General features: G+C 43.8%; 22 protein-coding genes and 1 pseudogene. 7 read left to right on the top strand and 16 right to left on the bottom strand.

Annotation, left to right across the window (positions count from 1 at the left end):
• The first annotated feature begins 29 nt into the window (after positions 1–29).
• A complete protein-coding gene (locus Q0307_RS17185; RefSeq protein ID WP_298662293.1) occupies positions 30–869 on the top strand; it encodes a symmetrical bis(5'-nucleosyl)-tetraphosphatase in 840 nt (279 codons plus the stop codon).
• Positions 847–1,350 carry a hypothetical protein gene (locus tag Q0307_RS17180; protein WP_298662292.1) on the top strand — a complete coding sequence of 168 codons (504 nt, stop codon included), beginning with the start codon at positions 847–849 and terminating at the stop codon, positions 1,348–1,350. Before Q0307_RS17185 ends, Q0307_RS17180 begins: the two co-directional genes overlap by 23 nt.
• Here Q0307_RS17180 and Q0307_RS17175 read toward each other — a convergent pair.
• The 11 genes from Q0307_RS17175 to Q0307_RS17125 all read right to left on the bottom strand — a co-directional run bounded on the left by Q0307_RS17175 (position 1,341) and on the right by Q0307_RS17125 (position 12,508).
• Entirely contained in the window at positions 1,341–1,805 is a 465-nt protein-coding gene (locus Q0307_RS17175; RefSeq protein WP_298662291.1) for a chemotaxis protein CheW, read from the bottom strand. The two genes, Q0307_RS17180 and Q0307_RS17175, sit on opposite strands and share 10 nt — an antisense overlap.
• Positions 1,802–5,116: a response regulator gene (locus Q0307_RS17170; protein ID WP_298662387.1), complete on the bottom strand. Its 3,315-nt coding sequence runs from the start codon at positions 5,114–5,116 to the stop codon at positions 1,802–1,804. Before Q0307_RS17170 ends, Q0307_RS17175 begins: the two co-directional genes overlap by 4 nt.
• 119 nt (positions 5,117–5,235) lie before the next feature.
• The gene (locus Q0307_RS17165; protein WP_298662289.1) at positions 5,236–7,053 is read right to left on the bottom strand and encodes a hypothetical protein; all 1,818 of its coding nucleotides are present in this window, start codon (positions 7,051–7,053) and stop codon (positions 5,236–5,238) included.
• A gap of 69 nt (positions 7,054–7,122) precedes the next feature.
• Positions 7,123–8,370, bottom strand: coding sequence for a methyl-accepting chemotaxis protein (locus tag Q0307_RS17160; RefSeq protein WP_298662288.1), 1,248 nt, complete (start codon positions 8,368–8,370; stop codon positions 7,123–7,125).
• Positions 8,371–8,414: 44 nt separating this feature from the next.
• Positions 8,415–8,975 carry a chemotaxis protein CheW gene (locus Q0307_RS17155; RefSeq protein ID WP_298662287.1) on the bottom strand — a complete coding sequence of 187 codons (561 nt, stop codon included), beginning with the start codon at positions 8,973–8,975 and terminating at the stop codon, positions 8,415–8,417.
• Between the two features lie 3 nt (positions 8,976–8,978).
• Entirely contained in the window at positions 8,979–9,350 is a 372-nt protein-coding gene (locus Q0307_RS17150) for a response regulator (RefSeq protein WP_298662286.1), read from the bottom strand.
• A gap of 6 nt (positions 9,351–9,356) precedes the next feature.
• Positions 9,357–9,821 carry a response regulator gene (locus Q0307_RS17145; protein ID WP_366936792.1) on the bottom strand — a complete coding sequence of 155 codons (465 nt, stop codon included), beginning with the start codon at positions 9,819–9,821 and terminating at the stop codon, positions 9,357–9,359.
• Between the two features lie 187 nt (positions 9,822–10,008).
• Positions 10,009–10,875: a metallophosphoesterase gene (locus Q0307_RS17140; RefSeq protein WP_298662284.1), complete on the bottom strand. Its 867-nt coding sequence runs from the start codon at positions 10,873–10,875 to the stop codon at positions 10,009–10,011.
• Between the two features lie 24 nt (positions 10,876–10,899).
• Entirely contained in the window at positions 10,900–11,508 is a 609-nt protein-coding gene (locus Q0307_RS17135; protein WP_298662282.1) for an NAD(P)H-dependent oxidoreductase, read from the bottom strand.
• A 116-nt stretch (positions 11,509–11,624) separates the two neighbouring features.
• On the bottom strand, positions 11,625–12,089 hold the full coding sequence (locus tag Q0307_RS17130; RefSeq protein WP_298662280.1) for a DsrE/DsrF/DrsH-like family protein: 465 nt from the start codon (positions 12,087–12,089) through the stop codon (positions 11,625–11,627).
• Between the two features lie 89 nt (positions 12,090–12,178).
• Positions 12,179–12,508 carry a rhodanese-like domain-containing protein gene (locus Q0307_RS17125; RefSeq protein WP_298662279.1) on the bottom strand — a complete coding sequence of 110 codons (330 nt, stop codon included), beginning with the start codon at positions 12,506–12,508 and terminating at the stop codon, positions 12,179–12,181.
• Positions 12,509–12,668: 160 nt separating this feature from the next.
• On the opposite strand from Q0307_RS17125, the gene Q0307_RS17120 reads away from it, so the two are divergent.
• On the top strand, positions 12,669–14,084 hold the full coding sequence (locus tag Q0307_RS17120) for a M48 family metalloprotease (protein ID WP_298662277.1): 1,416 nt from the start codon (positions 12,669–12,671) through the stop codon (positions 14,082–14,084).
• A gap of 44 nt (positions 14,085–14,128) precedes the next feature.
• Here the strand turns inward: Q0307_RS17120 and Q0307_RS17115 are convergent, their stop codons facing one another.
• The gene (locus tag Q0307_RS17115) at positions 14,129–14,443 is read right to left on the bottom strand and encodes a hypothetical protein (protein WP_298662275.1); all 315 of its coding nucleotides are present in this window, start codon (positions 14,441–14,443) and stop codon (positions 14,129–14,131) included.
• Between the two features lie 108 nt (positions 14,444–14,551).
• Between Q0307_RS17115 and Q0307_RS17110 the strand changes: the two genes are divergently transcribed.
• The 3 genes from Q0307_RS17110 to Q0307_RS17100 all read left to right on the top strand — a co-directional run bounded on the left by Q0307_RS17110 (position 14,552) and on the right by Q0307_RS17100 (position 16,943).
• Positions 14,552–15,217 carry a protein-L-isoaspartate O-methyltransferase gene (locus Q0307_RS17110; RefSeq protein WP_298662273.1) on the top strand — a complete coding sequence of 222 codons (666 nt, stop codon included), beginning with the start codon at positions 14,552–14,554 and terminating at the stop codon, positions 15,215–15,217.
• A 2-nt stretch (positions 15,218–15,219) separates the two neighbouring features.
• Positions 15,220–15,540 carry a rhodanese-like domain-containing protein gene (locus tag Q0307_RS17105; RefSeq protein ID WP_298662271.1) on the top strand — a complete coding sequence of 107 codons (321 nt, stop codon included), beginning with the start codon at positions 15,220–15,222 and terminating at the stop codon, positions 15,538–15,540.
• A 77-nt stretch (positions 15,541–15,617) separates the two neighbouring features.
• A complete protein-coding gene (locus Q0307_RS17100) occupies positions 15,618–16,943 on the top strand; it encodes a TolC family outer membrane protein (RefSeq protein WP_298662270.1) in 1,326 nt (441 codons plus the stop codon).
• A 52-nt stretch (positions 16,944–16,995) separates the two neighbouring features.
• Here Q0307_RS17100 and Q0307_RS17095 read toward each other — a convergent pair whose 3' ends face one another.
• The 3 genes and pseudogenes from Q0307_RS17095 to typA form a co-directional block, all read right to left on the bottom strand.
• Positions 16,996–17,199, bottom strand: coding sequence for a hypothetical protein (locus Q0307_RS17095; RefSeq protein WP_298662269.1), 204 nt, complete (start codon positions 17,197–17,199; stop codon positions 16,996–16,998).
• Between the two features lie 61 nt (positions 17,200–17,260).
• Positions 17,261–17,530 (bottom strand): annotated as a pseudogene (locus Q0307_RS19110) (glutathione S-transferase N-terminal domain-containing protein); the annotation flags it as partial.
• 228 nt (positions 17,531–17,758) lie between these two features.
• Positions 17,759–19,603 carry a translational GTPase TypA gene (gene typA, locus Q0307_RS17090; protein WP_298662268.1) on the bottom strand — a complete coding sequence of 615 codons (1,845 nt, stop codon included), beginning with the start codon at positions 19,601–19,603 and terminating at the stop codon, positions 17,759–17,761.
• A 94-nt stretch (positions 19,604–19,697) separates the two neighbouring features.
• Between typA and Q0307_RS17085 the strand changes: the two genes are divergently transcribed.
• A complete protein-coding gene (locus Q0307_RS17085) occupies positions 19,698–20,084 on the top strand; it encodes a group II truncated hemoglobin (protein ID WP_298662267.1) in 387 nt (128 codons plus the stop codon).
• A 56-nt stretch (positions 20,085–20,140) separates the two neighbouring features.
• Here Q0307_RS17085 and Q0307_RS17080 read toward each other — a convergent pair whose 3' ends face one another.
• Positions 20,141–20,833: a 1-acyl-sn-glycerol-3-phosphate acyltransferase gene (locus Q0307_RS17080; RefSeq protein WP_298662266.1), complete on the bottom strand. Its 693-nt coding sequence runs from the start codon at positions 20,831–20,833 to the stop codon at positions 20,141–20,143.
• Between the last annotated feature and the right edge of the window lie 62 nt (positions 20,834–20,895).

Raw genomic sequence — 20,895 nt, 5'->3', positions numbered from 1 at the left:
TTCTACCTTTAATTATTAAGAATTCGATAATGGGCACTTACGTTATTGGTGATATTCAAGGTTGCTATGAACCTTTGCGACGCCTATTGGACAAAATTCGTTTCAACCCCAAGCAAGATCAACTTTGGTTTGCAGGTGATTTAGTCAATCGAGGTAAACATTCTTTAGAAACGCTGCGCTTTGTGCGCTCGCTTTCTTTAGAAAATGCTGCAATTAGTGTATTAGGCAATCATGATATTAGCTTGATTGCTGCCGCTTATGGCTTGTTAGAACCACATAAAAGCTTGCGCAAATTAATGGATGCGCCTGATTTATTCGAATTAATTGATTGGCTACGCCAACGCCCTTTTATGCATGTTGATGAAGCAAAACAAGCAATTTTAGTTCACGCGGGGATTTCCCCCGAATGGGATTTAGCGACTGCACAAACTCAAGCGCGTCGTTTAGAACAAGCTTTACAGCAAGAAAATCCAAAAGCTTGGCTAGAGCTGGCTTATGGTAATAAACCGACTGCTTGGCGCGCGTGTCATACTCAGGAAGAACAAGACCGTTACAGTCTCAATGCTTTTACGCGGATGCGCTATTGCTTGCCAGATGCAAGTTTAGAGTTTCAACAAAAATTGAACCCTATAACAGTTAGTCAGTCTCAACCAGAATTAATACCTTGGTTTCGATATCCTAGTCGTCTGCCTATTCCTTATACAATTTGCTTTGGGCACTGGTCAACTTTAGGGTATTATCAGGAGCATGATTTTATAGCGCTAGATACAGGCTGCGTGTGGGGTGGTACGTTAACTGCGCTAAATATTGATACTAAAAATAGTATAGGGCAGGCTTGTCACGAGTATGAGCGACGAGAAAAAGGATAATGCGCCCCAACCTTCTAATTATGTGGGCACTCTTAAAGTTAATATCTTAGGCAAAGATTACTATGTCCAAACGGGTACTCCACCCATGAGTGCTAGCCTTGAAGAACTGGAGCGTGCTCTTAAGCATAATCGTACTGTGATTAGTCAAGCTCAAGATCAAATGAAAGCGGCGGTGATTGATCAGATGTTTATGTTCAAACCACCGATGCTGATTAACTTTGATAGCCCAACACAAAATGCCATCATGGCGCATATTAATATTAATATTTTGATCCCCTTGATTAATTTACGTGGTGGGAATGCCGTCTTTGAGAAAGCAGAAACTTTCCATGTAAAATCACGGATAGAAATCATGCGTAATGCTGCTGAGCGTGTGGCCTATATGGAGCAACAAACCAAAGCCAGCCCCGTGAAATCCGCCTTTGTGATTGTTGTAGTACTGGCTTTAGTCATGTCAGTGTTATTAGTGAATCAGGTATAAGCCAAAATCTCTACTACCGAAGCCTCTAGCGCAGGTAAATCTGGAATTAAACAGACTAATTGCGAAATCCGTACTTGGCGTGCGACATAGGGGCAGCGTTGAGTGTTACCACTATAATCATCACGCAAAGTGTCTTCGCTGATCTCAACCGTTTGTAAGCCGCCTTGTACTTGCAAAGCAATAAAAGGTAAATCCTCACAGTCTGATACTGTGTGTAGAATTAAGCAGTTACTAGCCGTTTCAATATTCCCCTCACCTAACAAACACAGCGACTCCAATGAAACAACCGGCACGGGACGATTCAGCCAACTTAGCCAACCCAAAATCCCCGGCATATCCGAGTTTTCTAAATGATCAACGGTGACCATTTCAGCAATCAAATTAAATGGCACAATCAAACTACCATGTTGTAAGCGCAAGACCGCACATTTAATCATGGGTTTTTTACTATTCATGCGGCCATCTCCTCAGTCCAATTAGGATTTAATGCTAAGTAACGCCGAATCAAAGCCATTAGCTCTTGATTTTGATACGGTTTGCCTAAGAAACTATTTGCACCTAACTGTTCAGCACGCTGCTGATGTTTTTCAGCAGTACGCGAACTAATCATAATAATAGGCACATGATTCCAAACAGGGTTCTGGCGAACTGTTTCTAGCACTTCAAATCCATCCATACGTGGCATTTCGATATCCATGAGGATTAAATCAGGATCGAATTTTTCTACAATTTCTAGTGCCTCCAAACCGTCTTTAGCCGTACCTACCAACATATTTTCACTAATTAACAGCTTTTCGGTGACTTTACGTACGGTGATAGAATCATCCACCACTAAAATATGTGGGCGTTCATGGCGTTCTGGAGTAGGAGTGACAAAAATTGACTCACTTGTCTGAGCAGGATTAGCTGAACCACTAACACGTAAGGCCAAATCAGCCATATCTGGTAAAAGTACTACTTCACCATCACTGGTAATCGTTGCAGAAGAATAGAAACGACTTTCTTTGAACAACCTACCTAACGACTGTAAAACGACCTCACGCCGCCCAAAAATTTTATCCACAATCCATGCAATACAATGACTGCCACTGGTACGCACAAAAATTACAGGATAAACATGATCATCCTGTAAGACTAATTGCGTACCCGGCTCTAAAACAGCCCCTAAATAGCGTACTACATAGTCCTGTCCATTAAAGGCGATATATTTATCGGCTTGATCCAGATGTTCACGTACTTTGTTCAAGTCTAAACGTGTTAAGCCCTGTATATAGCCCAAGGGTAGTGCATAGGTCTGGCTCTGTGTCCCCACAAATAGAACCGGATTGGCAGCCATCGCAAAGGGTAAACGCATAGTAAATAAAGTTCCCTGCCCTTCCGTGGAGATGATTTGTAGATGCCCACCCAAAGCCTTCACTTCAGAACTCACCACATCCATACCTACCCCGCGCCCAGAAATTTGGCTTAAGGAACTAGCGGTCGAGAAACCAGGGCGTAGAATTAAACGCATGGTATCTTGATCAGAGAGGGTATCTTGCGGCTTAACTAAACCGAGTTCTTCAGCTTTAGCCCTTAAGCGCTTACGATTTAAGCCACGTCCATCATCTTGGACTTGGAAAATGATTTCTGTATCTTCACGGAAGACTTTTAAGGTTATTTGTCCCTGTAGTGGCTTGCCTACAACTGTCCGCTCTTGCGGTGTCTCGATCCCATGCGAAACAGCATTGCGTAACAAGTGTTCAATCGGTGCTGTCATGCGCTGTAATAAATGACGGTCTAGCTTAAAAGCTTCACCGTCAATGTCTAAATTGACTTCACGCCCTAGCTCAGTCGAGGTCTGGCGTACAATTCGCTTTAAGCGTGGCACAATCACCATTGCTTCTACTAAGCGAGTTTCCAATAAATCTTGGTGCAAGTAGCGGCTCGAGCTGAGTGCATCTTTTAGTACCATACTGCTATTGCGCAGTTGTACTCCTAAGTCAGCCTCGATATTCACTAAGTCATTTAAGCTTTCTGCCAAAGCACGGGACAGACGTTGTAGCTCGGAATACTGATCCATTTCCAGTGGGTCAAAATCGGCACCTTTATTTTGCGCAGCGACTGACTGGCGATAACCTGCATGAATTTGTGCTTCTGTCTCTAACTCTAAAGAGCGTAACAACTGCTTTAAACGTGCGGCAGTACGACTAAATTCGCTTACATCATCGGTCATAATCTGTAAGCGCTCGCTGAGAGCATTTTGTTGCATGTTCAAACTGCCAGCTCGATCAATCATCTTATCTAAGAAAACGGCAGGCAGACGAATTTGCTCTTGAGCAAGGGCTGAATTGGCATCCTCATTTAAACTAGGTGTAGCTTGTTTGGTTTCAGACTTTTTATCAGTCAACACCGTCAAGTCCGGTAGTGTCTGTGCTTTCTCAGCCAGTAAACGCTCTAGCAGGCTGTCATAAGTTTTAACAGGCGCACTAAGTTTTGGTGCATTCAAGTAAGCGTCGGGGCTTTGAGTATCATCTGCTTTAGACAGTGACTCTACCGGAGTCGAAGTGTGTAGTTTAGTTGACTCAAGTTTAGTAGCGGCCGATGTTATAGCTGACTCAGTTTGATCTGGCTGAACTAATGTCGACACTAATTTAGCTGGACTCTGCTCAGTTGGCATCGTATCCAAAGCCATATAATGTTCGGCCAAGCTGTTAATTTGATCCACTAAATCTTGTAAGACGCGGAATTTAGCCTTTACTTCTTCCGGGCTAGCATGCCGCCCTAATTTCTCTAATAAGGTTTCCGACTGATGTGCTAAATCACCTAAATCCATTAAGCGCGCCATGCGTGCTCCGCCTTTCAAGGTATGCAACTCGCGCTCTAAAGAGCGTCTGACCTCCCAATCTGTAGGCTTAGCATTCAACACCTGCAGCCATTGATCAAGCTTCTGCAACTGCTCAGGTAACTCCTCACGAAACAAATCCCAGACCAATTGATTTTCATTTTGATCATCAAAGGTATCTAAAGCTATTGGAGCAGTCTCTATCGTCTCTGGAATAGATTCATTTGGATTAGTCGGTGTGAGCCACGCTAAGGTATCTAGATTGTGGGTAGCTGTAGGCTCTGACTCTATTGATTTATCTAATAACTCTAATGGTAAGTTGGGTATGGCCTCATCAACTGCGCTAGCATCAACAGCTATTAAGAAGCTAGACTCTGATCCATCATCAATGCTGGTACTTAAGAAATTATCATCATATTCTAGGTGAGCTGATAGTGTTTCATCGACTACCTCGTCTGCCTTAATAATAAAATCTGAATTGGCAATTTCAGAAACTATCTGCTCTTTTTCATTCGCTGGATCTTTAGATTCCAGTTGAATAATAGAGTCAAATAGCAACAAATCTGGATCAGCATTGACCATCATATTTGGATCACGGATGAAATCTTCAACCTTTTTGATTTCAGCCTTGGCGTCATCGTCGATTTGCACAGCGGTTAAGAAGAAATCTAAGCGCTTAGTTAGGTATTGCGTAGACTGATTTAATAGATTACATAAGCGATCATTGATAGGCAGAGTTTTCTCTAAAACCTGATTGAGCATGCGTTCATATGCCCAAGCATAATCACCTAGGGCTAAAGCACCCGCCATGCGCCCACTACCTTTACAAGTGTGATAGCCGCGGCGAATTTCTTTTAAGGATTCAGAAAGTGTGCGTTGTCCAATCCAACTAGGAATCCACTCTTGGAAATTCGCTTGGATTTCTGTGATTTCTTCAACGAAGATTTCGTAAATGTCGTCGCCAACTTTCTCACGTAAAGTTGACGAGTCATATAAACCCGTACTGCTGTGGTTAGTTTTTGGTGGTTCTAAGGTTACGGGCTTGGTATTCGGTTCAGTTAGCTCTAAACCTCGGTCAGCAGGCGCTGATTGCGTAGCTTCTGGTAAAGAGTTGATGGGGTTTGCTGTTTCGCTTTTTTTTTATAATCGAACTCAGCTTGTGCTTGTATCAAATCTGACTCATGGACTAGGTCAAGTTTAGTGTAAGTATCTAACTCCTGCAATTTGCCAAAGCCAACTGGTAAGAGAGGTAAATGATCCTCATTATTACTCATGCAAGATAGAGCTGCCTCCAGCAGTGTCATAATATCCGCAACACAGTGGATTTCTTCTACAGCAGGTTTACGCTTAGAAGCTTGCAGATCTTTAGCTAAATAAGCTTTTATACCCTGAGCCAATGGCTGTACTTCTTGATGATTTAGAATCTCTAAAGTTCCAGAAATATTACGTAGTATCTTGGAAATCTCATCCAAACGCGCAAAATTACCTTCTTCTTGATGGAAAGCGGCTAATTCTGATTGAGCCTTAGCCAAAGAGCTTAAAGCAGTGCGAACAACCTCACGGGCTGCACCCAACTCACTACCACTTTGCCCCTCTCCAAAGAAAATTTCTTCGGTAAGATCATAGCCAGTCTCAGCATATTCACGCAGAACACTTTCCAACTTAATGTAGTGCTCGCTCATGCGCTCTAAAAACTCCGAGCTTACCTGTGTATCAGCAGCGACCACCGTCTGTTGCTCAGTAGCAATTTTATCAGTGAGATCCGCCACTGTACCTAAACCTAACATGCCTAAGGTTTGTGCTAAACTACCCGTACGTTTCGCTATGTCGCCGAGTAGAGCCGTCGGATGTTCACGCAGCCCCAAGCTTTCTACTTGTGACATTAATAAAGCTAACTCATCTTGTAATGAGGCGGAAACAGCCTGCCAGAGTTCGCGACCCGGTTTAGTATAATAAGTGCGCAACTCTTGAAGAGTACTACCTTTAGGCAAATACAAATCAAGATGATAAGCCTGTTTCACCGCAGCTAAAGTACCGTCACTTTCTTCAGCTAACCCCACGTAATACAGTAGGTTTTTTAGTAGCTCGTCAGGTAAAGATGCGTTATAGGCTGTTTCTTGCAAATCACCAAAGCGCCGAATTTCCCGCTCCATACGCCCCATTAGTAATTTAACAGCAGCACTGTCTTCCAGCTTATTTTCCTCTAAGGCTTGCAATAAACTACTCGTCACCCACCATAAAGCACGCAAGCGTTCTTTTTCATGCAGAGTAATCATGTTGACAGCCACTTTACGTGCGGCCTGTAAATGGAAGGCAGGCCGATCATTGTTAAACCAGCCTAGTAACGCCTTTTGCATATAAAAACGTAAGCGTTTAGTGGCTTGATCTAATTTATCAGCCGGCAAAGACAGATATTTATCAGTACCGATTTGCTCATTTGTGACCACCCCTTCGGCTGGAAGGAACACCAAATGCTCAGACAATAACTCAGCTTCACGTGCAGCTCGCAAGTTATTCATCATAGGCAAGACAATCACGGGCAAATCTGCATAGCCATCACGCAAATGCTTCAAATATTCAGAAAGCTGTAACAAGCCATCCGCTGTAATCGTGCAGGCTTCTTGCCAGTGCTTAACTTTTTCTTGGCGGATCGCCTCCATCAACAGGACGATTTCACGCCCCAACATATAAGCGCCTTCGGTATCTAGAATATCTAGTACACCTAAGACATGCCGTGCTTTGCCAATAGCTGCCTCTAAACTAGGTAGAGCTGTATCGCTCACATAGGTAGAAAATGATTGACGTGTTTCGGTTAAGACTTTCTCAGTTTCTCCGAGTACCCATCCCAGACGACTAGCTAGACTCGATTTATCAGAAATCATGCGACTTGCGCCCCCATACGTCTGTGCATTTTTTTATAATCATTATTATTGCTCATCATTTTCTGCCTTCTACTTGGTCGACCCGGCTTTATTCAAAGTAAAGTCGGCAATCGAACGCCGTAATTCATTCGCAGTTTCGTTCAAGTTAGCAACAAGTTCGGTGGTTTCTTTACTAAACTGTTCAGTTTGTAGAGTACCTTCCTGAATTGATTGCATGGTACTGGTAACTCGTGTCGCCATATCCGCTTGCTTAAAGGAAGCATCAGAAATATTCGCGATCAAGCGTGCTAAACTAGTAGAAACCTCTTCAACTTCATCCAAAGCCGCTCCTGCTGACTCAGCATTCCGCGAGCTGGTCACCACACGAGCAGTAGTTTGCTCCATCGAGGCAATTGCTTCTTGAGTGTCGGTTTGAATTGCACGTACTAATAAATCAATCTTGCGGCTCGCTTCGGCTGAACGCTGTGCCAATTGTTGGACTTCATCGGTCACACGCTCAAAACTGCGCCTCCCCCCAGACATCGATGAGGTTTGAATAGAAGCATTTAAAGCTAAGATATTGGTTTGCTCAGCAATATCATTCATCAGACGCACAATATCGCCTACCTCTTGTGAGGTTTCGCCCAGACGCTTAATTCGTTTAGAGGTGGCTTGAATTTGTTCACGTACCGTTACCATGTCGCTCATAGCACTGCGTACTGTGTGCGCACCAGCTTGAGAAATTTCCAGCGATTTCCGTGCAACTTCAGTAGAGGCTGCGGCATTACGCGAAACCTTATGAATCGAATGGGTCATCGCCGCAATCGCTGAAGATGCCATGGAAATTTCTTCAGACTGCCGAGTACTGGCTTGAGACAACTGTGAAATGCGCTTATCGGCAATTTGTGCAAAACGTGTCAACCGCCCAGAGGTATCATCGATTTTAATAACCAGTTCGCGCAGTGCATCAACTGCATAATTTACTGAGTCAGCCACTGCACCCGTAATATTTTCTGACACAGTAGCACGAATAGTTAAATCACCTTCTGCTAGAGTGCTCATTTCATCGAGTAAACACATAATCGACTCTTGCTGTTCTGACTCCACCTTACTCCAAGCGGTTTGTTGGGTATAAAAGCGGTAAAACAGATAAGTGACCCAGAGAATATTCAAGAGAATAATAAAGCAGCCTAAAATGCCAATGTGCATGGTCTGTTGATAATCAAACCAAGATGAAGCGACTAGAAAAAAAATGATCATGCCGACGATGCTAAATAACAGCAGGCCAATCGGAACCCAAATCATTTTTCCAGTAAAAAAGATATTTGAGAGTTGCATTGAATGATTCATTTGTTCTTAATTCTTATATTCAAGCTCGCTCATTAAACTGCTACAGCGGAGAGTTCAGGTGAACACTGCTGCTCTAAACCACGCATCAAAGCTCTTGCCTGTAAGATCGGCATTACTTCGCCATTCATTACAATGCATTGAGTCGCAAAAGAACGCCAAATACTTAATTTGTCAGTTAGGGCTTTGATTTCAGCACTATCAGACCAAATGTGCCGAATTCCAATCAGTTCGTCCACCTTAATCCCAAACCATTCTTCTTGCCCTTGTACAACTAAGATACGTGCTGATAACTGATTGACCGAACCGTTGGAACGGCCGAGAAACAACATACGCCCATCTAAAACATTCAGTAACTGATTACGAAAGTAACCAATACCTAGCATCCAATTCGGTGTACCTAGCACTTTAGTTAACTTACTGGGTGCTATTACTTCATCGACTTCATCTTGACGCATTACACAGCGCCAAGAGCCTATTTTTACTACTAACGCTGACCACGCTTGAATCGGCCCTTGTTGTTGATCTGCCTCAAGCTGGCGCTTTCTCTCTCTTAATAAAGCCAAACCAATCAGCAACTCATAAGGACTGGCCATATCTCACCCTTCAGCCAAGTACTTATTGATTGTCTCCAAAAGCAGCGGTAATTTAACCGGCTTAATCAGATAAGACTTAGCACCCTGCCGTAGCGCCCACAGTCGATCTGTTTCAGTGTCTTTAGAGCTGCATACAATAATAGGTATATGCTTAGTATCTGGATTTCGACTCAATTCACGGGTTGCCTGAAACCCATTCACTAAGGGCATAACAACATCCATTAAAATTAGATCTGGATTGCAAACACGTGCAACCTCAATACCCTCTTGCCCATTACATGCAATGCTGACCTTATAACCATGATGTTCTAGCAGGGACTTGAAAACTCGAGTCTCTGTCAAAGAATCATCAATAATCAGCACGTGCTTGGCCACTCTTGACTACTCCCGCGTAGTGGCTGCATCCCCAGCTTTCTCTTTAGTAGCGTGGAGATGTGGCAGCACATGACTGTAAATTGTGGATAGCAAATCTTGGCGAGTAAATGGCTTGGTTAGATACTTATCAGAACCCGCCAAACGCCCCCGTGCTAAATCGAATAGACCATCCTTACTAGAAAGCATAATCACTGGAATGTCTCGATAATTACGATTGGCTTTAATGAGGGCACAAGTCTGATAACCATCTAAACGCGGCATCATAATATCTACGAAGACGACGTCTGGCTTAAAGGTAGCAATGATTGGTAAGGCTTCAAAACCATCAGAAGCGGTTGTTACCCAGCATTGGCATTCAGATAGCAAAGCCTCTGCAGTTCGCAAGATGGTTTTGCTGTCGTCGATGATGAGTACCTTCAGGCCTGACAGGTCGCGACCTGGATTAACTTGGTTTGGATCTGACGTATTCACGCGCGTCGCTCTTTATCTATTTTTATTTATGTTTTTTAAAGGTCAGCTAATCACATTAGCAAGCCCACGAATAATCTAAGACTGCTATCTACCGACAGATTCTGGCTGACTCGCACCATGACCATTAAGGTTAATGCTCAGTCTAAAGAAACCCCTGTCGCTCACAAAGGTTCTTCGGACAAGCGCATCAAGCCGCTGTCTGGATGGTAGTTGTCGGCCCACTCACCAAAGTGAGATGCGTAATTTCTGGAGCACAATTGCGTCTTATCGGTAAGCCAGTTGTCCCAAGACCACGACTGGTATACACCCAAGACTGATTGACCCGATACAAACCCTGAACATACTTTTTACCCAAATAAGGTCGGATAAAAGGTTTCCCCGGCTTTACCTGTACTTGCCCACCATGCGTATGGCCTGAAAGCTGCAGTGAAATTCTTGTATCATCTGCGTACCAATCAATCATATCCGGCTCGTGCGCCAACAGCACAACGGGTATCTTACCCCGATGCCCAGCTAACGTGGCCTTAATATCCGGCTTGCCGAGCCAACCATCATCAATTCCCGCTAAATGCAAGCAATCATATCCAACTTGAATATCCAAACCTTGATTACACAGTACTTTAATACCATTGCGCTCAAAAGCTTGGGTAATTAAAGCAGCATTCGCTTTGATATCGTGATTACCTAAGACCGCGAATAAACCGAAGCGTGCATTTAATTTAGCTAGTGCTGGGGCTAAATCTAAAATATCTTGCTCGTCATGCCAGACATAATCACCGGTTAAAACCACTAAATCTGGCTTGAGTAAATTGGTACGCACCACGGCACGTTCAATATGCTCTAATTGCGTAAAAGGGCGTAAATGCAGATCAGTCAATTGCACAATGGTGAAACCTTCTAAAGAAGGCGGCAAATGGGCAATGGGAATTTCGGTAAATTCCTCAACCAGCCAGCGAATTTCATTGCGCCGTACTGCATGATGCTCATCATGGAAATAATCAAATTTCCCGATCTTATTCAGCACTATTTGAGGGGTTTTACCTGCTTTTAGCATAACTAGGCCTCTGCAATCAATGGTTTACATCCCATTGCGAAATTCTTCATTAAATAAACCGTCTGCTGCTCTAACAGGTGCTAAGGCTTGTGCATAACGCTCTAAAATGCCTAAAGCCCAATCAATCCGCTTACGATAATAAGTATCAGTTGTTGGGTCATTGGTACTGGCGTCTTCATTCAACACGTTGGTAACCTGACGTATAATAATATGCTCTGGAAGGTAGCAAATACGATTATTTTTATAACTACTCATTCTCAGCTCAGCTACAGGATAAGCCCCACCCGTCGAGGATGACACAGCAATAATTAATGCTGGCTTATGCGCAAGCTCGTTTTGCCCCCAGAGTAGGAAAAAATTCTTTAATCCTGCGGGCACTTGTCCATGCCATTCAGGCGTGATGATGACAAAAGCATCACTTGCTGCTAGCTGGACTGACAAAGGTGCTAAAATTTGGTTCCATGCTGGATTATTGTCCCAAATCGATTCATCCCAAAGAGGCAAAGGATTTCCCGCTAAACTAAAAATCTCAGCATGAATGCCTCGTGCAGTTAACACGGTTTGCACATGCTTAGCGACTTTTTCGCTTTCAGAATGGTGACGATGACTACCGCTAATAATCGTAATTTGCATGAATAACCCCAGATCAGATTTAGCTAGATACTTTAACAGCAAGACTGCTAAAAAAGAAAAACCGGACATCAAGCCCGGCTTCTTATCTCTAATACAATAAAACTAATGCAGGCCGATCAGATAAATAAGCAAATATCTGAATCACCAGCAAATTCTAAGAAAGAGGCGGCGCCCGCGTATTCAACCCCATCCATAAATTCAGAATACTCCATGTCAAATAAATCCACCGTCATCTGACAGGCAATAAATTTAACATCAGCTTCAACACACAGCTCGCGTAATTCACTCAGGTCAACCACACCCTTGCCGGCCATTTGCTTTTTCATCATGGTGGTCATCATCGATTGCATACCGGGTAAAGTTTGCAGGATGACTGGAACAGGAAATGGCATCGGCATCGCAGGATTACCGAGAGAAGTCACTGCAAGCTTCATATCCTTTTTCAATAATTGCAGGCCATAAAATGTGAAGAAAATTTTCACATCATAGCCGAGTGCAGCGGCTGTTGAAGCCAAAATGAAAGGAGGATACCCCCAATCTAAAGTACCTTTCGTTGCAATAATTGCTAATTTCTTTGCCATAACTCATTCCTCTTATTTCCACCTTGAGCTTCCGATCATGCTAGCTGCGGAAACCCTCCTCTCCAAGCTACCTATTAAAACCCAAGGCTTTAAGCGGCAGGACGTACAATCTGATAACCCGACTGGTACCAGCCAATAATGCCACCGCGTAGGTTAATTGCATCAATGCCGGTATTTTGCTTTAGGTACATGCAAGCTTGTGCAGAGCGTGCTCCACTACGGCAATAAAGTACAACTTTCTCATCGCCTGCTAACTCATTCATGCGTAGCGGCAAGACATGCAAAGGTAAAAACTCTGCACCTTCAATGATACCTTGCTGAAATTCCGCTTCAGAACGCACATCCACCAAGCGCAATTTTTCGCCATTATTGAGCATGTTTTTCAATTCTGCTGCATCAACTTCACTAATTCCGTACATAAGACTCTCTGAAAAACAAAACATTAAATTATAATAATATTCTAATAATAGGTGTTTTTTGTCAAGTCAAGCCCCACTGCTAAGCTAGCCGCTTGCAACTAAATATGCAGTGTCATCTATAGTGTAATGATACAAACGAGCGATCTAGGTAATCACCATCATGTTAAACCGACTTATGCTCTTAACGGTTCTCTTAGCCAGTAGCGTTGTCTTGACCACTTCGAGCTATGCCGCTGATTTAAATTTAAAAATTCCTGAAATTGAAATGCCCGATATTGTTGGTAGTGCTGGTGACTTAGGCACTGCGCAAGAACAACAAGCTGGCCTAAGTTTATTACGGGAGTTACGTAGTCGGCGTCCGTTCGTTGAAGATCCAGCTTTAGTGGATTGGATTAATCAACTCGGCCAACGTCTCGCCAATCGTAGTCCTAATAGCGGCAAATTATATTTTATGATTGAAAAAAATAATGTGGTGAATGCCTATACACTCACAGGTGGTGTGATTGTGATCAATTCTGGTCTTATTCTTAGCAGCCAATCTGAAAGCGAATTAGCCGCCGTCATGGCTCACGAAATAGCGCATGTGTCGCAACGGCATCTCGCTCGAATGCAGGAGGAAGGCAAAAATAGCCCCTTAATGACGGGTCTAGGCGTTCTAGCAGGTGCAGCGGTCGCAAGCCAAAGCCCAGATGCTGCCCAAGCCATTGTCACTGGCACTTTAGCTATGCAAGCGCATCAGCAGATTGTCTTTAGCCAACGGGCGGAAGCGGAGGCAGATCGAGTGGGTTTAAGAACACTAGCAAATACAGGCTTTAATACAGAAGCGATGCCCTATTTCTTAGAAAAGTTAGAACGTAGTGAAAGCAATACGTATGGTGATCTCACCAAATATTTATATACACACCCGATGTCAATTGATCGTTTGAGCGATACGCGTAGCCTAGTCAATCAACTCCCTAAGCGTAAACCACAAGATAGTTTTGATTATGTGTTTGCCCGTGAGAAGCTAAGAATTATTACGGGGCAAAATGCAGCACCTTTAACAGCCAATAATCTCAAAGGTAGCGCCGCTAATTATGCCCAAGCTTATCAAAGGTGGCGTTCAGGTAATCCTACTGCAGCCACTACGCTTAATACTAGTTCAGTCACTACTACTGTCCTACAAGCTCAAGCTTTGAATGATTTAAATCGCTATACTGAAGCAGAGCAACGCTTACAAAGCTTTGCTGGTCAGGTGTCTACGAATGCTGCTTTAAATCTAGTGTTGGCGGAAAGTCAGTTAGGACAAAATAAAACTGCACTGGCGATGCAGACCCTGAGCAAATTGCGTCTCACTGAAACCACTGGTTTAGAATTTTTCGAAGCCGCACAGCGCTTAGCCCAACAGGCGAATCAACCCGCCGAAGCTAGCTTTTATCATGCTTCACGTAGCTTACGCTTAGGTGAGTATAAACATGCAGTAGCAACTGCTGAACAAGCCTTGAAGCTACCAAATAGCCAAGCAACTACTTTGCGGAATTTACGCAAGTTACTTAATGAAGCTGAGCGACAAGCACTGAATACTGCACAGCCTTAAGACAGACTGCTGAGCGTTTCAGTAGTGATCCTAGATTCTTAAAGCTATGAACACTCACCACCCTGTGCAAAACCAAGGACTTTGTGGTCAGAACAAGCTTGGCAATCATTGGCATAGGTCTTCTGCTCTGTATTTAAGCAAGGTGCTAAAGTACATTGCCTTTGGACTTTGCGTACCGCACAGACTGGCGCGTAAACTTCATAGCAGATTTCTGGGCGTGGTTCCTTGCAGGCTACAAAATTTGCATGAGTCACTACTACAGTAGGGACTTTTGGCAGCAATAAGGCTTGGTCTGCGGTGCTAACGCTCAAGAATAAGCCCAACCATAGACCAGCCCCCCCAGAGCTAACCCAGTTCATGATTCACCTCGCTAAAGCATTACTATTTTCGTACATTGATCACTTGCAGCCTCAACAGGGAACACGTACTCTAAACGGCTCATTATTTGCATCATTAGGGAGTTTCTAATGAACCTGAATCTGGATCGGGCACGCACTAATATGGTGGAGCAGCAGATTCGTCCCTGGGCTGTATTAAATCAGACCGTTTTAAATACCTTCAGGTTTCTTCCTCGCGAAAAATTCGTTCCCGCGCAATGGCAGAATCTGGCGTTTTCCGACATTGAGATTCCACTCGGGCACGGTGAATCTATGATGTTTCCGCGTATTGAGGCACGTATGCTACAAGACCTTGATGTTCAGCCCAATGACGAATGCCTTGAAATTGGCACCGGCAGTGGCTTTGTTACAGCATGTCTCGCACACATGGGCAAACACGTTGATAGTGTTGATGTGTATGCGGATCTCTCCCAACAAGCGGAAAAAAACCTTTATTCAGTAGATATTAACAATTTTAATCTTTATATCGATGATGCAGGTTACGGATGGGAGGGAAATCCCGGCAAACAGTATGATGTGATTGCCGTGACTGGCTCTATCCCACAGTATCACACCGGGTTTGAACAACGGTTAAAGATTGGGGGACGCTTATTTGTGATTGTGGGCCTTGCCCCAACCATGCAAGCTATGGTGATTACCCGCGAAGATCATAGCCAATTTAATCGACAAGTTTTATTTGAAACCGTCCTTAAAGCCTTAGATGGCACTGAACCAACCGCACAGTTTCAGTTTTAATTATGCAAAATTGGACACCCCGAGACTTAGCCCAACAATTAAACACTGCAGCACATGCAGTGCAGTTATTGGATGTGCGTGAGCCTTGGGAATACCAAATTGTGCATCTTGAAAACTCACAGTTAGTGCCTCTAAGTCAGCTCACTAATTATGGCTTACATGAACTAAGTAAGGATTTACCCATCGTAGTCATTTGTCATCACGGTATTCGCAGTGCACATGCTTGCTATTTATTAGAGCGCTTAGGCTTCCAAGCCATTAACCTCACTGGAGGGATTGACCGTTGGGCCCGCGAAATCGATCCTTCAATACCTATTTATTAAAGATCAAACCAAACCCGTGCTAAACCGTTATAATGCTGAGCAATAGGGCTTATAGCCTATTTAAGATGGGAAAGACCATGAACAGAGTATTTTTGACGACAATAATAGCAGCGAATCTATTAGGGGTGCTTCCTGCTCAAGCAGAGACACTCCTTCAAGTCTATCAGCAAGCCAAAACCTATGATGCTCAACTCAAATCTCAAGAAAGCAGCTATTTAGCGACTTTAGAAAATAAGCCACAAATTTTGGCTTCAAAAAAGCCACAAGTTAATTTTAATGCGAACGCTAATTTTAGTGAGCAGTACACGCCTTACGATGGTCTTACCAAAAATAGTAATGGCTTCACAAGTACTTATACTCTAGGTGTCACCAAGTCAGTCTATAACCGTGCTTTAGATGCACAGATTGATAAGATCGACTCCCAAATCGTTCAAGCTGGCATGCAACTAGATGCTCAGCGCCAAGCGTTAATTTTGCGGGTAGCTCAACCTTATTTTTCGTATTTATTAGCGAAAGAAAATCTGCAGGTTGCCAGTACTGAAAAAAATGCCATCAAGCGTCAATTAGCTCAAGCTCAAGCCTTCTTTGATGTCGGGCGTTCAGCGATTACCGATGTCAAAGAGGCCGATTCACGCTATAACCTTGCGCTGGCAGGTGAGATCGCAGCCAAAGAAAACTTGGATATTGCACGCGAAAATTTGCGCGTGTTAACCGGGAAATCGTATAAAGATTTATTAGGTGCACAGCCAAATCTCGCCTTAACCATTCCTAAGCCGCAAAGTATGGAAGCGTGGGTAGAAATGGCAAAGCGTTCTAGTAAATCCCTACAAGCGGCTCGCCAAGCGATTGAAGTCGCACAAAAAGAAATCGAAATTCAGCGGACTAGTGCACGCAATCCCGTGGTAAATATTTATGCACGCCAGACGGGCAGTATTACTGAAAGCAGTAGCTCAGCCCTAGATCCACGTGCTTTAGGTGCACAGATGGGAGTGGAATTAAATATTCCGCTGTATCAAGGTGGTGCGGAAGACTCGAAAATTCGTCAAGCTCAACATCAGTTCCGCCAAACTCAGCAAGAATATGATTATCAAGAACGCTTAATCGAACAACAAGTACGCAGTGCTTATTTGAGCATTGAGTCTGCTGTTAGCCAAGTTAAAGCTCAACAACGTGCTTTAGCGGCTGCAGAAACGGCTGCTGATGCGACTAAAGTAGGCTTTGAAGTGGGTACGCGCACTGCGGTCGATGTGCTCACCGCCTTACGCGATGTATTTGCAGCCCGCCGTGATTATGCAACTGCCCGCTATAACTATTTGTTAAGTACTTTGCAATTGCGCCAAGCCGCAGGGACTTTATCTGAAAATGATATTAAGCAATTGAGTGCGCAGTTAAATCGCAAGTAAATCAGTATAAAATGAGGTGCTAGGCCGATGCACTAGCACCGCAAACAAAGTATTAAACTTTTTGGGTTTGCATGTACTGATTATTGATTTGATTCGCTCGAATGAAAGCTGGACGCAGCGTTAAACGTGCTACATAATCCTCAAAGACAGGCTGCGCTTCAATCGAATTAAATAGTATCCCCCAACTCAGATGTGACCCCACATAAACATCCGCTGCACTAAAGTGTTCACCCGCAATATAAGGGCTGAGCTGCAAAGCATTCGCTAACGCCCTAATCGTTTTGCTGTAATTACCAAACCCTAGAAATCCTTCTTGCTCAGGTGCAACCGACCAATTTTGTGATTTTGCAGTGACCGCTTGCTCTAAAGGACCTGCTGCAAAAAAATAACCAGCGGAAAAAAGCTGCCTGGCCTTCTGAGTTAGCAGGCATTAGCTGCTTTTCAGGAAATTGACTCGCTAAATAGGCGCAAATCGCCGCAGTTTCAGTAACCACTGCCTTGCCATGCGTTAAAGCAGGTACTTTGCCCATCGGGTTAATCGCTAAATACTCAAGTCCCTGCATGCTAGTTGCATAGTCCAGCCATACCGTTTCATATGGCTCAGCTAACTATTCCATCATCCAATGGGCTATGCGCCCACGTGATTGGGGATTGGTGTAGAGAACTAAATTTTTCATACAAGTTTACCTAAATAAATAGATTAAAATAGTATAGCAAGGCTATGCGGCCAGCCCTATATCAGGAGTATTTATTACTTACAAAATAAAAAAGCCTGCTTTCGCAGGCTTTCTTCAATCAACTTACCGCTTAAAAACTTAAGCAACTTCTACTGATTTATTTGCACGTTTGCGCTCATGCTCTAATAAATGACGTTTACGCACGCGAATACTTTGCGGAGTGATTTCTACTAACTCATCATCATCAATGAACTCGAGGGCTTGTTCTAAAGTCATGCGAATCGGTGGAGTTAGAATCAAGTTCTCATCGGTACCGGCGGCACGAATATTGGTTAATTGCTTAGCCTTGAGCGGATTGACAATCAAATCATTATCACGGCTATGAATACCAATCACCATGCCTTCGTAGACTTCCTCCGCATGACCAATGAACATCCGTCCACGCTCTTGCAGGTTGAAGATGGCATAAGCTAATGCTTTGCCGGTCGCATTAGAAATCAATACGCCATTGATGCGTTGACCGATTGAACCTGGCTTATATGGACCATAATGATCAAAAGTGTGATACATCAAACCAGTGCCGGAAGTCATGGTCATGAAATCACTTTGGAAACCAATCAAACCACGGGAAGGTACGATATATTGTAAACGCACACGACCTTTACCATCAGGAGACATATCCTTCAGATCGCCACGACGCAAGCCCAAAGCCTCCATGATTTTGCCTTGATGTTGCTCTTCAAGGTCAACCGTCACGGTTTCGTAAGGCTCTAATTTCTCGCCATCGACTTCGCGAATAATGACTTGTGGACGCGAAACCGCTAATTCATAGCCCTCACGGCGCATATTTTCCAGCAAAATGCCTAAATGCAGCTCGCCACGCCCAGATACTTTAAATTTCTCAGGGTCATCGGTTGGCTCAACCCGTAATGCAACGTTATGCAGCAGTTCTTGCTCTAAACGCTCTTTCAAGCGGCGTGAAGACGTGCCAGTTTTCACTTCTTTCCCAGCAAATGGTGAATCATTCACTTGGAAAATCATGCTAATGGTTGGCTCATCCACTTTTAACGGCGGCAATGCGACAACATTATTCGGGTCACATAAAGTATCCGAGATATACAGCTCATCCATCCCAGAGAAAGCGATAATATCGCCCGCTTGTGCTTCTGGAACTTCAACCCGCTCTAAACCATTAAAACCAAGAATTTTTAAGATACGGCCACTGCGAATATTGCCATTAATATCAATGGCTTTAATTGGAGTGTTGGTTTTAATCTTGCCTTGCTTAATCCGACCAATCCCGATAATACCCATGTAGGGATTATAGTCGAGCTGACTGACCTGTAATTGGAAAGGCGCTTCGACATCGACATCGGGTGCTGGTACATGCTCAAGAATCGTTTCAAATAGTGCCGTCATATCACCACTATTGACGGTTTCATCCATACCAGCAAAACCATTCAGCGCAGAGGCATACACCACCGGGAAATCTAGCTGGGCATCACTTGCACCTAAATTATCGAATAGCTCGAACACTTGATCCATGACCCAATGCGGGCGTGCACCGGGACGGTCAATTTTATTCACGACCAAAATAGGGCGCAGACCGTGAGAGAAAGCTTTCTGAGTAACGAAGCGAGTTTGTGGCATCGGGCCATCAACCGCATCCACCAGCAATAACACCGAATCAACCATCGACAATACACGCTCGACTTCGCCACCGAAGTCAGCATGACCGGGAGTGTCGACGATATTAATCCGATAAGTCACGCCATCCTTAGGGTTAGTCCAACGGATAGCTGTATTCTTCGCAAGAATGGTGATCCCGCGTTCTTTTTCCAACGCATTAGAGTCCATCATACGTTCGGAAACTTCAGCACGCGCATCTAGCGTACCCGATTGTTGAAGCAATTTGTCCACCAGCGTTGTCTTGCCGTGGTCAACGTGCGCAATAATCGCTATATTGCGGAGATTTTGGATCACAACTAATTACTCAAAGAAAATTAAGGATGCGGATTATACCGATAGCATGTGTTAAATTCATGAATTTTTTCATATCTGCATATTTAACCACGCTATGACTGATTTAACTAATCCCCATTATGATTTATTGGGCGGTGAAACCGGAGTACGTCGCTTAGTCGACCGCTTCTACGACCTGATGGATACCCAACCTGAAACTTGGGAATTGCGTAAACTTCACCCAGAAAACTTACAAAGTTCACGCGATAAATTGTTTATGTTTCTATCGGGTTGGCTGGGTGGCCCACCTTTATATGAAAACGCTTATGGTCATCCACGCTTAAGAGCACGCCACTTGCCCTTCGCTATTGACTCTCAGATGCGTGACCAATGGTTGCTGTGTATGAATCAGGCTCTCGATGAGCAAATTACGGATTCACCGTTGAATCGTGCTTTAAAAATGGCATTTGCGCGCACCGCGGATCATATGCGCAATCAGTAAAATTTCTGTCGTTAAATCATCAGTCAATTAATGAGATTAATTGGCTGAACCTTAGGTCAATGAAAAACTAATTTCGTTTTTTCAGTTTCAATCCAAGTTTCTACTTCTTGCATTAAAACTTCAGGCTGTTTACCAACAGTGGGAATGGGTTCACCAATACTGACTGTAATCGTGCCCGGTTTTTTAATATAAGCATGGCGCGGCCAACTAGCACCTGCATTATGCGCTACGGGTACAACCGGATATTCACTATCGACAGCCATCACTGCGCCACCAATTTTATAGCGAGCCTTAACGCCCGGTTTAACCCGAGTCCCTTCTGGAAATACTACCAACCAAATACCTTCATCTAAGCGCTCTTTACCCTGATTTTTGACTTGATTGACCGCACTTTTCCCAGCTGAACGATCAATCGCAACAGGCTTAATTAAACGTAAACCCCAACCAAAAAAAGGAATTTTCATTAATTCTTGCTTTAGAACCCAAGTCAGTGGCGGAAAAATTGTCGCGAAGGCTAAAGTCTCCCAAGTTGACTGATGATTCGCCATTAAAATAGCCGCATGGTCGGTCGGAATATTATCTAAGCCTTTGATTTCATAGTGAACACCACAGGTCACCCCTAACCACCAGACATTAAAGCGACACCAACCCACCAGAATCTGATAGCGCTTTTCATAAGATAAGAGAGCTAGTAAAGGAACAAAACTACCATAGACTAAAGTACTGACCAGAAAACCAAACCAGAACACCGTTGCTCGGATACCAATTGCCCAAGTGTTTCATGGTGTTCCATGCTGTGTCAAAAGTCCTT

This window comes from uncultured Thiothrix sp. (genome assembly GCF_937873765.1).
In the GTDB taxonomy this organism is placed as follows: domain Bacteria; phylum Pseudomonadota; class Gammaproteobacteria; order Thiotrichales; family Thiotrichaceae; genus Thiolinea.
This window is presented reverse-complemented; position numbering and strand designations above follow the sequence as displayed.